Genomic DNA, 13,509 nt, shown 5'->3' with positions numbered 1-13,509 from the left:
GCGTCCTCCAGCTCCTGCGGGAGGTCCCAGTGGTAGAGCGTGACGACGGGCCGGATCCCCTTGTCCAGGAGTCCGTCGGCCAGCCGGCGGTAGAAGTCCAGCCCCTTCGCCGAGGCGGGGCCCCGGCCGCCCGGCTGGACACGCGGCCAGGACACCGAGAAGCGGTAGGCGCCGACCCCGAGGTCGGCCATGATCGCGATGTCCTCGCGCCAGCGGTGGTAGTGGTCGGTGGCGACGTCACCGGTGTCGCCGTTGCGCACCTTCCCCGGCGTACGGGAGTAGACGTCCCAGATGGAGGGCGTGCGGCCGTCGTCCTGCGCGGCGCCCTCGATCTGGTAGGCGGCGGTGGCGGTGCCCCAGAGGAAACCGGCCGGGAAGGTCAGGGGAGCCGCCGTTTCCAGGGCTCGCCCGGTGGTGGGTGCTGAGGTGGCCACAAGGGTCCTTCCGCGTGGGTGAGAGGAGAGACAGGTCGAACAATGGGGAGGGGTCGCGCGTTCGGGCGCGTCGGGCCGGGGCGTCCTCAGCCCTTGACCGCGCCCTGCATGATGCCGCCGACTATCTGGCGGCCGAAGACGAGGAACATCGCCAGCAGCGGCAGCGTGCCGAGCAGCGCGCCCGCCATGATCACCGACTGGTCCCGTACGTAGCCCGCGCTGAGCTGGGTCAGGGCGACGGGGACGGTCGGGTTGGTCATGTCGAGCGCGATGAAGGGCCAGAAGAAGTCGTTCCAGGCGTGCACGAACGTGATCATGAAGAGCACGGCCATCGGCGGCCTGGCGATCGGCAGGACGATGCTCCAGAAGATGCGCAGCGAGTGGGCGCCGTCCAGGCGTCCCGCCTCGATGAGTTCGTCCGGCAGCGCCTCCGTCAGGTACTGCCGCATGAAGAACACACCGACCGCGCTGACCAGGGTCGGGAAGATCACGGAGGGCAGCGACTGCCCCCAGCCGAGGTCGGCCATCATCATGAACAGCGGTACGACTCCGAGCTGCGGGGGCACCAACATCGTGCCGATGACCAGCAACAGCAGGATGTTACGGCCCTTGAAGCGAAGCTTCGCGAACGCGAAGCCGGCCAGCGTGGCGAAGAAGACGGTCGACAGGGCGATCACCCCGGCGACGATCAGGCTGTTGAGCATCGCCTTGCCGAGCGCGGCGTCCTGCCAGGCGGTGGCGAGGTTCTTGAACAGGTTGGGTCCGGGCAGGAACGGCGGCGGGGTCTGCGACACCCGGGTGTTGTCGGTGGAGGCCGCCACCATCGTCCAGTAGAGGGGGAAGAGGGAGACCAGCGCGGCGAGTCCGAGCAGGACGTAGGCGAGGGGTCCGGCATGGTGCTGGCGTCCCGCGCCCGGGCGCAGGACGCGGCGGAACCTGTTCCGCCGGTCGGGTGCGGTGGGGGTGGTCCGGCCGTGCGCGTCCGCCAGGACCGGTGCGATGTCGGTGGTCATGGGGCTGTTGCTCCCTGGTCAGGAGGTACGGGACGGGCGGGCGCGGCGGGGCGCTCTGACGGGCCGTGGGGTACGGGACAGGACGCGCGCGAGGACACGCTGGAGGACGAAGATCAGGATCAGGATGAGGAACATCGCCCAGGCGATGGCCGAGGCCCGGCCCATCTGGTAGTTCTTCCAGCCCTCTTCGTAGAGCAGCAGGCCCAGCGTCTGGTACTGGTTGTCGGCGCCGCCGCTGATGCCGTTGGGGCCCTGGCCGAAGATGAGCGGTTCGCCGAAGAGCTGGGTCGCGCCGATGGTCGAGAGCACGATGGTGAAGACGATCGTGGCGCTGATCCCCGGGACGGTGACGGTACGGAACTGCTGCCAGCGGGAGGCGCCGTCGATGGCGGCGGCCTCGTACAGGTCCTTGGGGATCGCCTGCATCGCGGCGAGGTAGAGCAGCGCGTTGTAGCCGGTCCAGCGCCAGATCACGATGGTGGAGATGGCGAACTGGGCGGGCCACTTCTGGCTCTCCCAGTCGAGGTTGTCGACCCCGAAGAACCCGAGCACCCAGTTGATCATGCCGAAGTCGCGTTCGAAGAGCATGGTGAAGACGAGTGCGGCGGCGGCGACGGAGGTCGCGTACGGGGTCAGGACGGCGACCCGGAAGAACACCGAGCCGCGCAGGCGGTAGTTCAGCAGGTGGGCCAGGCCGAGGGCCATGAGCAGTTGCGGGACGGTGGAGATGACCCCGATGGTGAAGGTGTTGCTGAGCGCGTTCCAGAAGCGGTCGTCCTCGAACAGCTCGGTGAAGTTGGCGAGACCTCGCCATTCCATGGTGTCCAGCGAGGAGAGCTCGACGCGGTGGAGCGAGATCCAGAAGGTGTAGAGCAGCGGGTAGAGGCCGAAGGCGCCGAAGATCAGGAAGAACGGGGCGATGAAGGCGTACGGCACCGCTCCGAGGTCCAGGCGGTGGAGGATGTTGCGCCGCGACTGCCGGGAATCGATGGAGGTGGCCACGCGGGCTTCCTTCCGTGGGGTGGTGGGGTGGTGGGGCGGACGGGGGATCGGCCGCCGCCGGACGGGACTGTTCGGCCCGTCCGGCGGCCGGCGCGCCGGGTCAGCGGGTGAGCTTCTGGATCCGTTCGTCCGTCGTCTTCCACGCGTCGTCCGGGCTCTTGCCCTGCGCCTCGATCAGTTGCAGGCCCAGCGAGAACGTGTCCTTGATCGTGCCGTCCTTCCGTCCCAGCACCTGCTTCGCCGGGATCTCCTTCGCCGCGTCACCGAAGATCTGGCCGATCGGGGCGTCACTGAAGTACGGGGAGGTGCCCTTCGCCACGGCGGGCATGTCGAGCGCCGTCTTCGAGGAGGGGAAGTTGCCGAGCTTCTCGAAGATGTACGCCTGCTGCTCGGGCGCGGTCAGCCAGGCGACGAGCTTCTCCGCCTCCTTCTTGACGGGGCTGTCCTCCATCACGCCGAGGAACGAACCGCCCCAGTTGGCGCCCTTGGGCGCCTTGGCGACGTCCCACTTGCCCTTGTTCGCGGGGCCGGCCTTCTCGCTGATGTGGGCGAGCATCCAGGCCGGGCAGACGGTCGTGGCGAAGGTGCCGTTCGCCAGACCGGGGTCCCAACCGGGCTGGAACTGGCGGAGCTTGGCGGTCAGCCCCGACGTGGCCGCGTCGGCGGCGAGCGTCCATGCGTCCTTCACCACCGGGTTGTCCTGGTAGATCAGCTTGCCGTCCTCGTCGTAGAACTGCTTCTCGTCGCCGTAGATCATCGCGTTGAACAGTCCGGTGGAGCTGTCCATGTAGGCGACCTTGGAGTCCTTGGACCCCTGCTTGAACGTCCGGCCGACGTCGACGTACTTCGACCAGTCGCCGTCCCAGAGCTTCGCCACCTCCGCCCGGTCGGTGGGCAGTCCGGCCTGCTCGAACAGGTCCTTGCGGTAACAGACCGCCATCGGGCCGATGTCCGTGCCCAGGCCGATCATCTTGCCGTCCCCGGTGCTGACCTGGGACTGCTTCCAGGGCAGGAAGTGGTCCAGGCCGGCCGTCTTCGACAGGTCGGCGAACTTGTCGGCCTGGGTGTCGACCAGTTCCTTCGCCCGGCCGATCTCTATGCCCTGGATGTCCTTGAGACCGCTGCCGGCGGCGAGGTGCGTCTGGAGCGCGGTGTAGTACGTCTGCTCGTCCCCGGCCACGTCGGTCTCGATCGTGACGTCGGGGTTCTCCTTCATGTAGCGGTCCAGGAGATCGGTCTCCTTGTAGCCCATGACCCCGAAGAGTCCGAGGCTGATGACGGTCTTGCCGTCCTTGGTGCGCGCCTTGCCGTCGTCGCTGCTTCCGCAGCCGGTGACGAGGACGAGCGACACCGCGAGGGCGGTGGCGGAAACGAGGGTGGATCCGAAGCGCTTGCGGGCAGTGCCCATGTGCTTCCTCCTAGCAGCGGCGCCCAGGCGCGCGCCTGCTGCGGCTCACGGTCGACTGGATCAGAGAGCTGTTCCCGGATAAACTGGGAGCGCTCCCAAACGGTTGTGGAAGACTCTCGGGAGACGCCAGGCCGTGTCAAGAGTCGAAGTCGGTTCCGTTGCGTGAATGTGTCCGGACGCCGGCTCTCCACTTCCCGTCGTCCGCACCACCGAGCACAGTCACCACGTGAGCGCTTCGGCGCACCACCGGAGCGAGAGTCAGGAGACGTGATGAGCAGCCGCAACCCGCGAGGTCAGAGGCCGACTCTTGAAGCCGTCGCCGCCCTGGCGGGCGTCGGCAGGGGGACGGTCTCCCGGGTCGTGAACGGCGCCCCCGGCGTCAGCGCGAAGGCCCGTACGGCCGTCGAGGCGGCGATCGCGGAGCTCAACTACGTGCCCAATCCGGCCGCCCGCAGCCTGGTCACCAGCAGGACCGACAGCATCGCGCTGGTGATACCTGAGTCGGAGAGCCGGCTGGCGGCGGAGCCGTACTTCAACGCGGTGATCCGGGGGGTGAGCACGGAACTGGCCGACACGGAGATGCAGTTGCTGCTGATTCTCGTACGGAACCCGCGCGAGCTGTACCGGCTGACGCGGTTCGTGGAGGCGCGGCGGGTGGACGGTGTCCTGCTGGTCGCGGTCCACCAGGACGACCCGCTGGTCGCGTTCCTGGAGAAGACGCAGATGCCGACCGTGCTGGCCGGCCGGCGCTCGCCGGACGAGTCGCTCAGCCACGTGCACTCCGACAACGTGGGCGGGGCGGCGCAGGCCGTACGGCATCTGCTCGGCCAGGGCCGTACCACCGTCGCCACCGTCGCGGGCCCGCTCGACATGGATGTCGGCCGGAGCCGTCTCCAGGGGTGGCGTGACGCCCACACCGAGCACGGCACTCCCCCGGACGAGTCGCTGGCGGTGTCCGCCGACTTCACCGAGGAGGGCGGCCGGGCCGCGATGGGCGAGCTGCTGGACCGGCACCCCGGGCTCGACGCGGTCTTCGTCGCGTCCGACGTGATGGCGGCGGGCGCGCTGACCGAGCTGCGCGAGCGGGGGCGGCGGGTCCCGGAGGACGTGGCGATCATCGGCTTCGACGACTCGATCGTGGCGCGGCACACGGTGCCGCCGCTGACCAGTGTCAATCAGGCCAGTGAGGACATCGGGCGGGCCATCACGCGGCTGCTGCTGGAGGAGATCAACGATCCGTCCGCGCCCCGGCAGTACCTCACGCTTCCCACGACGCTCACCCATCGCAGGACCACCTGACGGGGAGGGGCCGCACCCGGTCGGGTACGGCCCCTCCCCGGCGGGGTCGCCGCTCAGGCGGTGGTGACGAACGCGTCGACGCCGGTCAGTTCGGCCGAGAGCGCCCACAGCCGGGCCGCCTGCTCGGGGTCGGTCGCGTAGTCCCGTACCCCTCCCTTGAACTCGCCGTCACCGGCCGGCTCGGCGATGTCGCAGTCCTCGCAGTACACCCCGCCCCGGTCCGCGAGCAGCGGCGAGGTCGCCGCCCACACCTGGGTCGACGCGCCCTGCTCGGGTGTCTTGAACGCCGGGTTGATCACATTGCCGTCGCTGTCGATCCAGCCCGCGGCGACCATCTCCTCCTGGGCGAGGTGGCGTTGGAGGGGTGTGAGGATCCCACCCGGGTGCAGGGAGAAGGCCCGCACACCGGACTCCTTGCCCAGCTGGTCGAGGTGGACGGCGAACAGCGCGTTGGCCGTCTTCGCCTGGCCGTACGCCTGCCACTTGTCGTACTCCTGCCGGAAGTGGAGGTCGTCCCAGCGGACGGGCGAGTTGCGGTGGCCGGCCGAGGAGACGGAGACCACCCGGGCCCGGCCGCGCACGAGCGCGGGCCAGAGCCGGTTGACCAGGGCGAAGTGGCCGAGGTGGTTCGTCGCGAACTGCATCTCCCAGCCGGGGCCGACGCGCGTCTCCGGACTCGCCATGACGGCCGCGCTGTTGATGATCAGGTCGACGGCACGGTCCGAGGCCAGGAACCGCTCCGCGAAGCCGCGCACGCTGCCGAGGTCGGCGAGGTCCAGTTCGTCGACCTCGGTGCCCTCGATGCCGTGCAGCGCCTCCCGCGCGGCGGCGGGCCTCCTGGCGGGTACGACGACGTGGGCGCCGGCGCCGGCCAGGGCGCGGGTGGTCTCCAGGCCGAGTCCGGAGTACCCACCGGTCACGATCGCGAGCTTCCCGGTGAGGTCGATCCCCCGCAGGACCTCCCGCGCGGTGCTCCGGGCTCCGAACCCGGACCCGATCTTGTGCTGAGGCGTAGTCATGCGCCGAGGCTACGAATTGGAGCGCACTCGAAGTCAAGTGGGCGTCCACCGCCCCGGCTCGAACCGGAGTGCGCGCCGGGGGTGCGGGTCCCGCCCGGTGCCCCCCCGTACCGGTCCGGCTGAGCGAGAGTCGAATGGACCAGCGGACCGGGAGGCGCGAACCGCCCACGATCGGGTCAGGGATGTCCGGTCGGGGCGGGCCAACTGCTAGGCAGGGACGTTGTTGTCCGTACCGGAGCTCTGGAGTCACCATGTCCATCGACGCCGTCCTCGCCCAGGACCAGGAATCGCCCCGTGCTCGCCCACTGATCCCGGGGCAGGCGGTCGACGGTCGCACGGACGGGACGACCGGCCGGGTCGAGGAGCGGGATCTCACCTTTGACGGGTTCCGCTACACGTGCCGCATCGTCCACCACGACGACCCGCTGACGGAGCCCGTGCTGGTCCTGGGCGGGTCCTCCCAGGACCGCAACTCCTGGGTCCGGCACGAGAAATGGCTCGGTCCGGTGGGGCAGGTGATCACGGTGGACCTGCCGGGGTACGGCACCGCGGACTTCCTTCCCGCCATGTACGGGGTCGACTTCCTCGCCGCGGCCGTCCGGCACCTCCTCACGGAACTGGACGTGCCGCGGGTCAACCTGGTCGCCGCCTGTTACGGGGGCGCCGTGGGGCTGCGCTTCGCCCAGCACTACCCGGATCTGGTGGCGCGGCTGCTGCTGGTCGGCATGACGACCCGGATCCCGGCGGACTACGCGGCGGCGATGGAGCGTTGGGCCGTGATGATCGAGCGGGGCGAGACGGAGACCATCGCGCGGGAGCTGGCGGACCGCTTCATGTCCCCGCCCGGCACGGGCCGGGTCCGCAAGCACGCGGCGGTGTCGCGGCTCGTCTACCAGCAGATCGCCGGGCAGGATCCCGAACAGCTGAGCAAGTCGGCGGAGCACAACACCCGGTTGATGCGGCACGAGTGGTACCGCCCGGAGCCGGTGCCGGCCGTGCCGAGCCTGGTGGTGACCGGCGAGCACGACACCCTCTGCACCCCGGCCATGGGGCGGGAGGTGGCGGCGCAGCTCCCGGAGGCGCGGTTCCTGACCATCGACGAGACCGACCATCTGGCGCCGGTGGAGCGGATCGCCGATTTCGCGGACCTCATGGCGCGTTTCTGCACGGACCGCCCGCTGGACGGGCTGCCGTACGCGAGCGTGCCCGAGACGCTGGGCACGAACGTCCCCGGGACGCCGGGCCAGGGCGTCTCCGCCGTCGACGTACCGTGAGCGGGGCCGGTGACGGCGGACGGGCGTACGTCTCCGTATCCGGATCCGACGCACGCGCCTGCCTGTCCACGCTCGGCCCAGGGTCCTGCCGGGCCGCTCCCGGGCGGGGGCCTGATCTCTGTGGCAGGCCCTGGGGGCGTGGGGTTCCCGGCCCGGGAGCGGCGGTCCTCCGTGGAGGTCAGCCGCCGAGCGGCCGCAGCGCCGCCAGCTGTTCCGTGCGCCGCTTCGTCACTTCTCCGGCGAGTTTCCTCGCCTCCGCCGCGGCGCCCGCGCTCTGTTCGCCCCGGGAGACGAGCACGCTCTGCTCCAGGTGCTCACGGAGGTAGGTCATGGAGAGGTCGTCGAACGCCGTACCGCGCTTCGCGCTGATCTTCCGCAGTTCGTCGTCGGTCACCATCCCCTTCATGTCGTGGCCCTCGTGCGGATTGGCCCCGTCCGCCCCCGTCTTCCTGAGGATGGTGCGGAGCCGGGTGAGTTCCGCCCGGTGGGTCACCTTCGCGCTCCGGGCCAGGTCCGCCAGTTCCGCGTCGCTCGCGCGGTCGGCGACGAGATCGAGCAGGAGCAGCGTCCGCTCGTCCATGGCCGCCATCAACTGGGCCCAGCCCCGGTCGGTTTCGTTGAATCCGCCCGCCGCGACGGCGGAGGCGGAGGGCGCCGGAGCGGCCTGGCCGCCCTGCTCCTTCACCGCGGCCGTGCGTACGGGTTCGGTGTCGGACGGTGCCGGCGAGGCACCGCAGCCCAGCGGTCCGAGGACCGCGAGGACCAGAAGGATCCCCGGCAGTACGGTCCTGCCGGTCCCCCGCGCCGTTCCGCTCGTGGACCCCCGGCCGGGCCCGTCCGGCCGGGAGCCGGGACGGGACGGCGGTCCGCCGGGGTGCGGCCGACCGCCGCCCCGCGGCATCACGAGGGAATTCCGTTGGCGCCGCACTTGATGATCGGCCGGATGCAGTCCCGCACCCGGCGGTCCATCTCGGCGACCGGCCACGCGTTGAAGAAGTCGCCGTGCATGGTGTAGCCGGGCCCGGAGGCCAGTCTGAAGCCGGCCGGGTTGCCGTTCACCGGGTACCGCAGGACCTGACGCAGCTTCGGAACCGGCACCGGGTGGCTCGCCGGGCATGTTCCGTCGACCGGGTAGGACATGTGGCTCTTGTGGTCCGCCGAGTCGAGGTCCCTGCCGTTCCAGCACTGCGGGAAGTCGAGGTACGACTCCAGCATCGTGCCGGCCGGGCAGTTGACGAAGTCCGTCGACGGGTTCACCTGTCCGGCGTGCAGGCAGGACCAGCGCGCCCGGGTGTTGTCGTTCGGACCGGTGGCCTTGGCGTTGCCCGCCACGATCTTGAGGCCTTCGGGGATGGGCTGGGTACGGGCGATGACGTCGTCGCGCACGCCCTCACCCAGGTAGTAGAACGTCGTGCCGGTGGGCTCGACGGGCTGGTTGTTCACGAACAGGGTCGGCACCCAGTACGACGAGAGGTCGACCTGCGGGTCGCAGGTGGTCGCCGCCGTCTTGAGGTCTCCGAGGTTCGTGTACGCGTTCGTCGCGTGGCTCCCGAAGAAGCTGTGCATGTGCGAGCCGCCGGGGATGCCGGGGACGACGATGGGGTCGTCGGGCAGACGGTGGCTGAAATTACATTCGGCGAGGAACTCCGCCACGCGCACGACCTGGGCGCCGGCCGGCTGGGCGGCTGCCTTCTGGGGGACGCCGGTGGGCCCGAGCACGAGCTGGGCGGCGACCGCCAACGCCGCGATTAATCCCGCGAGAAGGGCCTTGCGGCGTCCCCCGCGGACGGGGCGGCCGTTCTCGGACCGCATTGATCTCATGGGCGCTCCAAAGGGAGTCGTGGATCCCTCGCTCGGCACGCTCCGGCGGCGGGCCGGGGCATCGGCCGGACGGAAAATCCGGTGGTGGGGGGCCAGGGGTTCCGTATCGGTGCCCCTGAGTGCCGGACGTTAGGGCTGCGTAAAGGGGTCGTCAAGGTGCTGCGTCAAGTTCCGGAACTGACGGCCCGTCAGGTATTTAACACAAAGGAGACATTGGGACGTCCTGTTCGCGGGCCGACAGGGAGAGCGCTCTCCCTGCGGAGGGGGTTCCGGCGGGGGTACGGGGGGTGCGGTGTCCGCGCAGGTGGGAGGGGTCGTCGGCGGGGCGGGCGGGACCCTCTTCCGGGCGGGCGGAACCGGGGCGCGGAGTCGTCGGCGGGGGCGTGCGGCGCGCTCATGACCGGTCAGGGAAAAATTTTGCGGTCCTTCACTTGATGAACACGTCCCGACGCGTCGTCAGGGGCTCACTTCGACAAGCGAATTCCGGCGTTCCGGCGGGCGCGTTCCCGGCCTCCGATCCAGGCGGCCGATGAGATTCCGCTTCTGGGTCCGGTACCGGTTCCGGAAGCGATTCCGGCACCGGTACCGGGATCGGTCGCGGGACCTCCTCCGGAACCGCCTCCGGGGCCGGCCTCAGCCGCGGGGCGGAATCCGCGCCCCGATGAGCGTGATGTCGTCCCGCGTGTCGCCCAGGTGCCTGACCAGATCGATGCACAACCGGTCGAGCGGCTGGGTGTGATGGGCGGCAGCGTGGCCGCGCAGACGCCGCAGTCCGCTGTCGATGTCCTGCGTCCGCGACTCGATCAGCCCGTCCGTGTACAGCAGGAGCGTGGAGCCCGGGGGCAGTTCGGTGGTGACCGTGGGCCGGGAGGTGGCAGGCAGCAGACCGATGAGCATGGCGTGCGCCTCGTCGAGGTAGCGGGTCGTGCCGTCCGCCGCGACGACCAGCGGCGGGGGATGGCCCGCGGTGGACCAACTGAGCCGCCAGGCGCCGTCCTTGCCCGCCCGCAGGCGGGCGAGCACGACCGTGGCGGCGTCGGCGAGCCGGAGGTGCGCCTGGGCGCGGTCGAGGCGCTGCAGGATGCTGCCCGGGTCCTCCTCGGGCCGGTCGACGGCCAACGCCCGCAGCATGTTGCGCAGTTCGCTCATCCGGGCGGCGGCCTGGATGTCGTGTCCCGTGACGTCGCCGACGACCAGGGCGAGATCACCGTCCGGCAGCAGGAACGCGTCGTACCAGTCACCGCCGACCTCGGCGGTGTGCTCCGCCGGCTGGTAGTGCGCGGCCAGCTCCAGCGTCTCGACGTGGGGCAGGTCGGTGAGGAGGGCGCGCTGGAGGGTGGCGGCGATGTCGGCCTGCTGGGCATGCAGCCGGGCGTTCTCCAGCCCGAGGGCGGTACGGCGGGCGACCTCCTCGGCCAGCACCCGGTCGGCGTCGTCGAAGGGCGGGGTGGTGGCGGAGCGGGTGAGGGTGAGCGCGCCGAAGGTGCTGTCGCGGAGGCGGAGCGGCACGATGAGCGCCTCGGAGGCGCCGAGGTCGGCCAGCATCGCGGTGGTGGCGCGTCCCAGGGCGTCGGTACGTACGGGGGCGGCGGGGGCGGCTTCGGCCGGCGCGGCGGCGGCCGGTGCCGGTACGGGGACGGAGGGGGCCGTACCGTTCAGGGCCGCGCGGAAAGGGGCGTTCAGCTGCTGGGTGGGGCCGCCCCGCAGAACCTTGGCCAGCGGGGCCGTCGAGGCGTCGCCGAACAGCGGCGGGTCCGCCTCCAGCACCTCGGCGGGCACCTGGTCCGGTTCCCGGTGGGTCCACGCGGTCCTGCGGACCCGCCCGTGGTCGGCGATCAGGTCGATCACCGCCCCGTCGGCGAGCCGGGGCACCAGCAGCCGGGCCAGGCGCGCCAGCCCCTCCTCCGCCTCCAGCGTGCTCACCATGGCCAGGGTCAGTTCACTGAGCCAGGTCGCTTCCGCAAGGTCGAATTCGGCCTGTTCCCGGGCGATCTCGCTGTGGGCGTAGCGGTCGGAGCGGCGTTCGTTGCGCTCCCCCTCGGCTCCGGTGTCGTGGAAGATCACCACGGTGCCCTGCTGCCCGGGGAGCGGCGCGGACGTCCACCACACGGGGAGCGGGGTGCCGTCGGCGCGGAGCAGAACGGCGCGCTCGCCCGGTTTGGCGTCGTCGTGCGACGGGTGCAGGACTCGCTCCGCGTCGAGACCGATCAGCCCGCCGGGGCGGTGACCGAGGATCCGTTCCGCCCAGGGATTGCAGGCGATGACGCGGTCGGCGGCGTCCACGGCGTACATCCCCGCGGTGGCGTGGGCGAACAGCGCCGACAGCAGCTCGCCGTTCGCCGTCCCGTTGGTCGTCCCGTCCGTCGTCCCGGTCGGTGCCGGGGCCCCTTCGGCCATGCTCTCTCCCAGAAGGTGCGCGCCGGGCATCGGCGTCGAGGTCTCGATGTGGTGCGCTGTGCGGCGATCGCCGAGCCGGATCTCACGGCCTGGGACCGGGGCCGGATCGCCAGGGCGGGAGCGGCTGCCATCACCGTACGCGACCCCGAACGGGACACGCGCGGAGTCCAGGGGGAAAGAGCACGTACGGGTGGCGGCGGAGGGTCGGGGTGTCCGAAAAGACATGGTCCGAGCGGCGCGCGACGAGGAGATGTTCCGCACGTGCGCTCCGGCGGGAGCATCACTCCTTCCTCGTCCCGGGGGAGGGCGGCGCCTGCCGGGATCGTGGCCGGCAGGCGCGCCCTCGGGGGTGTGTGGTGCGGGGGTCAGTCTCTACGGGGTGGGCAGGAAGCCCGTTCCGTGGAAGTAGGTCAGGTAGCGGGTGAGTACCTCGTCCGTCAGGGGCGGCTGGTGGGCGCCCAGGGATGCCGCCGCCTTGGTCGTCTGGCCCGAGTCGAAGTGGCGGTGGTCGCCCGGCTCGGGGCGGGGGTGGGGGTCGTCGCCCAGGAAGAGCTGGGCGGCGTTGTCGGGTCGGGCCGCTATCAGGGACTGCCAGTCCGGGGCCGGGACCGTTCTCAGGTCGTGGCCGAGGCGGGCGGCGGCCTCGAAGACACGGTCCAGGCCCGGTGCGTCCGGGTTGGTGAGGTGGTACGTCTCCGCGCCGGTCTGGCCCGCCGTGGAGAGCGCCACCACCGCCGCGCTGACGTGGTCCACGGGGACCCAGTCGGTCGATCCGTACGGCAGGTCCGGTACGGCTCCGGCCTGGAGGCAGCCCTTGATGAGCTGCCACAGCAGGTCCCGGTCCTGGCAGGCGCCGGTGGTGGTGTCGCCGCTGATGCGGCCGGGGCGGTAGACGGTCACCGGCAGGCCCCGTTCGCGGGCCAGGCCGACCAGTCCCTCCGCGACCCACTTGCTGCGCGCGTACCCGTCGGGCAGTGAGGACGCGGGGCCCGTCGGGGTCGACTCCGTGATGGTGAGGGGCTCGGGGCCGGGCGCCGGCGCGTACACGCTGGTGGTCGAGATGTAGTGCATCCCGGGTGAGGCGGAGTCGGCGAGCAGGCGCAGCAGTTCCTCGGTGCCGCCGACGTTGGGGGCGCGCAGATCGCCGTACGGGGCGGCGAAGTTGACGCGTGCGCCGTTGTGCACGACCGGGCCGAGGCGGCGGGCCAGGGCGGTCCTGTCCCCGGGCGACAGGCCGAGGCCGGGCGCGGCGAGGTCGCCGGGCAGGGGGCGGATCAGGGCCTCGTACCGGGGGCGCCACAGGCCGTACCGCTCCAGGTTGGCCCGCAGCCGGTCCCCCGCGTCCCGCTCGTCCGCCGCCCGTACGAGACAGTCGACCGGGCCGCCGGTGGTCTCGATGAGGTCGCGCAGGAGGAACGCGCCGAGGAAGCCCGAGGCGCCGGTCAGCAGGGGCCGCGCGGTGGGGCCGGAGAGCGGCACGGGGGGCGTGAGGAGAACGTCCCGGCCCGCGCCCGTGATGTCCGGGGCCAGGCGCACCTCGGCGGTCAGGTCGGGTCCGGCAGAGGGGTCGTCCCGCATGTCGTCCGCCGTACGTCCCAGAAGGCGGTCGACGCCCTCGACCGTCGGCGCCGCGAACAGGGCCCGCAGGGAGACACGGTGACCGCACCGTTCCTCGATCCGCTGGACCAGGGTCACCGCCAGCAGGGAGTGGCCGCCCAGGGCGAAGAAGTCGTCGGTGACGCCGACCTCGGGCACGCCGAGCGTCTCCGCGAACGCCTCGCACAGGGCGCGCTCGCGGTCGGTGCGCGGGGCGCGGCCTCCGGCCGTCACCGCCGGGCCGGG

The 13,509-nt window shown here is 71.4% G+C and carries 11 protein-coding genes; 2 read left to right on the top strand and 9 right to left on the bottom strand.

Annotated elements, in window-relative coordinates; genetic code table 11:
- The 4 genes from GT042_RS36010 to GT042_RS35995 all read right to left on the bottom strand — a co-directional run.
- Positions 1-434 (bottom strand): family 1 glycosylhydrolase (locus tag GT042_RS36010; protein WP_161312881.1); only part of this gene is annotated, 434 nt, incomplete at its 3' end.
- A gap of 86 nt (positions 435-520) precedes the next feature.
- Positions 521-1,447, bottom strand: coding sequence for a carbohydrate ABC transporter permease (locus tag GT042_RS36005; protein WP_161312880.1), 927 nt, complete (start codon positions 1,445-1,447; stop codon positions 521-523).
- Between the two features lie 18 nt (positions 1,448-1,465).
- Positions 1,466-2,437 (bottom strand): sugar ABC transporter permease, encoded by a 972-nt coding sequence (locus GT042_RS36000; RefSeq protein ID WP_345944047.1) that lies wholly within the window; start codon positions 2,435-2,437, stop codon positions 1,466-1,468.
- A gap of 112 nt (positions 2,438-2,549) precedes the next feature.
- Entirely contained in the window at positions 2,550-3,857 is a 1,308-nt protein-coding gene (locus GT042_RS35995; RefSeq protein WP_161312879.1) for an extracellular solute-binding protein, read from the bottom strand.
- 270 nt (positions 3,858-4,127) lie between these two features.
- Here GT042_RS35995 and GT042_RS35990 point away from each other — a divergent pair, with 270 nt between their 5' ends.
- On the top strand, positions 4,128-5,156 hold the full coding sequence (locus GT042_RS35990; protein ID WP_161312878.1) for a LacI family DNA-binding transcriptional regulator: 1,029 nt from the start codon (positions 4,128-4,130) through the stop codon (positions 5,154-5,156).
- Positions 5,157-5,209: 53 nt separating this feature from the next.
- Here GT042_RS35990 and GT042_RS35985 read toward each other — a convergent pair whose 3' ends face one another.
- On the bottom strand, positions 5,210-6,175 hold the full coding sequence (locus GT042_RS35985) for an SDR family NAD(P)-dependent oxidoreductase (RefSeq protein WP_161312877.1): 966 nt from the start codon (positions 6,173-6,175) through the stop codon (positions 5,210-5,212).
- 251 nt (positions 6,176-6,426) lie between these two features.
- Between GT042_RS35985 and GT042_RS35980 the strand changes: the two genes are divergently transcribed.
- Positions 6,427-7,449 (top strand): alpha/beta hydrolase, encoded by a 1,023-nt coding sequence (locus GT042_RS35980; RefSeq protein WP_161312876.1) that lies wholly within the window; start codon positions 6,427-6,429, stop codon positions 7,447-7,449.
- Positions 7,450-7,627: 178 nt separating this feature from the next.
- On the opposite strand, the gene GT042_RS35975 is transcribed toward GT042_RS35980, so the two are convergent.
- The 4 genes from GT042_RS35975 to GT042_RS35960 all read right to left on the bottom strand — a co-directional run.
- Complete coding sequence (locus tag GT042_RS35975) at positions 7,628-8,350, bottom strand: DUF305 domain-containing protein (protein ID WP_237531539.1); 723 nt, start codon at positions 8,348-8,350, stop codon at positions 7,628-7,630.
- Positions 8,350-9,270: a DUF1996 domain-containing protein gene (locus tag GT042_RS35970; RefSeq protein WP_161312874.1), complete on the bottom strand. Its 921-nt coding sequence runs from the start codon at positions 9,268-9,270 to the stop codon at positions 8,350-8,352. The genes GT042_RS35975 and GT042_RS35970 overlap by 1 nt, the downstream gene beginning before the upstream one ends.
- 633 nt (positions 9,271-9,903) lie before the next feature.
- Positions 9,904-11,667: a SpoIIE family protein phosphatase gene (locus GT042_RS35965; RefSeq protein WP_161312873.1), complete on the bottom strand. Its 1,764-nt coding sequence runs from the start codon at positions 11,665-11,667 to the stop codon at positions 9,904-9,906.
- Between the two features lie 372 nt (positions 11,668-12,039).
- Positions 12,040-13,509, bottom strand: a 1,470-nt coding sequence (locus GT042_RS35960) for a thioester reductase domain-containing protein (protein WP_161312872.1), incomplete at its 5' end; no start/stop codon positions are given.

The organism is Streptomyces sp. SID3212 (assembly GCF_009865405.1).
Classification (GTDB): Bacteria; Actinomycetota; Actinomycetes; order Streptomycetales; family Streptomycetaceae; genus Streptomyces.
The sequence above is the reverse complement of the archived record's forward strand: the minus strand, read 5'-3'. Positions and strand labels throughout refer to the sequence as shown.

Bases quoted from the DNA above. Each gene is read 5' to 3' on its own strand.
- GT042_RS35970 (WP_161312874.1), bottom strand. From the start codon at position 9,270: ATGAGATCAATGCGGTCCGAGAACGGCCGCCCCGTCCGCGGGGGACGC.
- GT042_RS35990 (WP_161312878.1), top strand. From the start codon at position 4,128: ATGAGCAGCCGCAACCCGCGAGGTCAGAGGCCGACTCTTGAAGCCGTC.
- GT042_RS35975 (WP_237531539.1), bottom strand. From the start codon at position 8,350: ATGCCGCGGGGCGGCGGTCGGCCGCACCCCGGCGGACCGCCGTCCCGT.
- GT042_RS35985 (WP_161312877.1), bottom strand. From the start codon at position 6,175: ATGACTACGCCTCAGCACAAGATCGGGTCCGGGTTCGGAGCCCGGAGC.
- GT042_RS35965 (WP_161312873.1), bottom strand. From the start codon at position 11,667: ATGGCCGAAGGGGCCCCGGCACCGACCGGGACGACGGACGGGACGACC.
- GT042_RS36005 (WP_161312880.1), bottom strand. From the start codon at position 1,447: ATGACCACCGACATCGCACCGGTCCTGGCGGACGCGCACGGCCGGACC.
- GT042_RS35995 (WP_161312879.1), bottom strand. From the start codon at position 3,857: ATGGGCACTGCCCGCAAGCGCTTCGGATCCACCCTCGTTTCCGCCACC.
- GT042_RS35980 (WP_161312876.1), top strand. From the start codon at position 6,427: ATGTCCATCGACGCCGTCCTCGCCCAGGACCAGGAATCGCCCCGTGCT.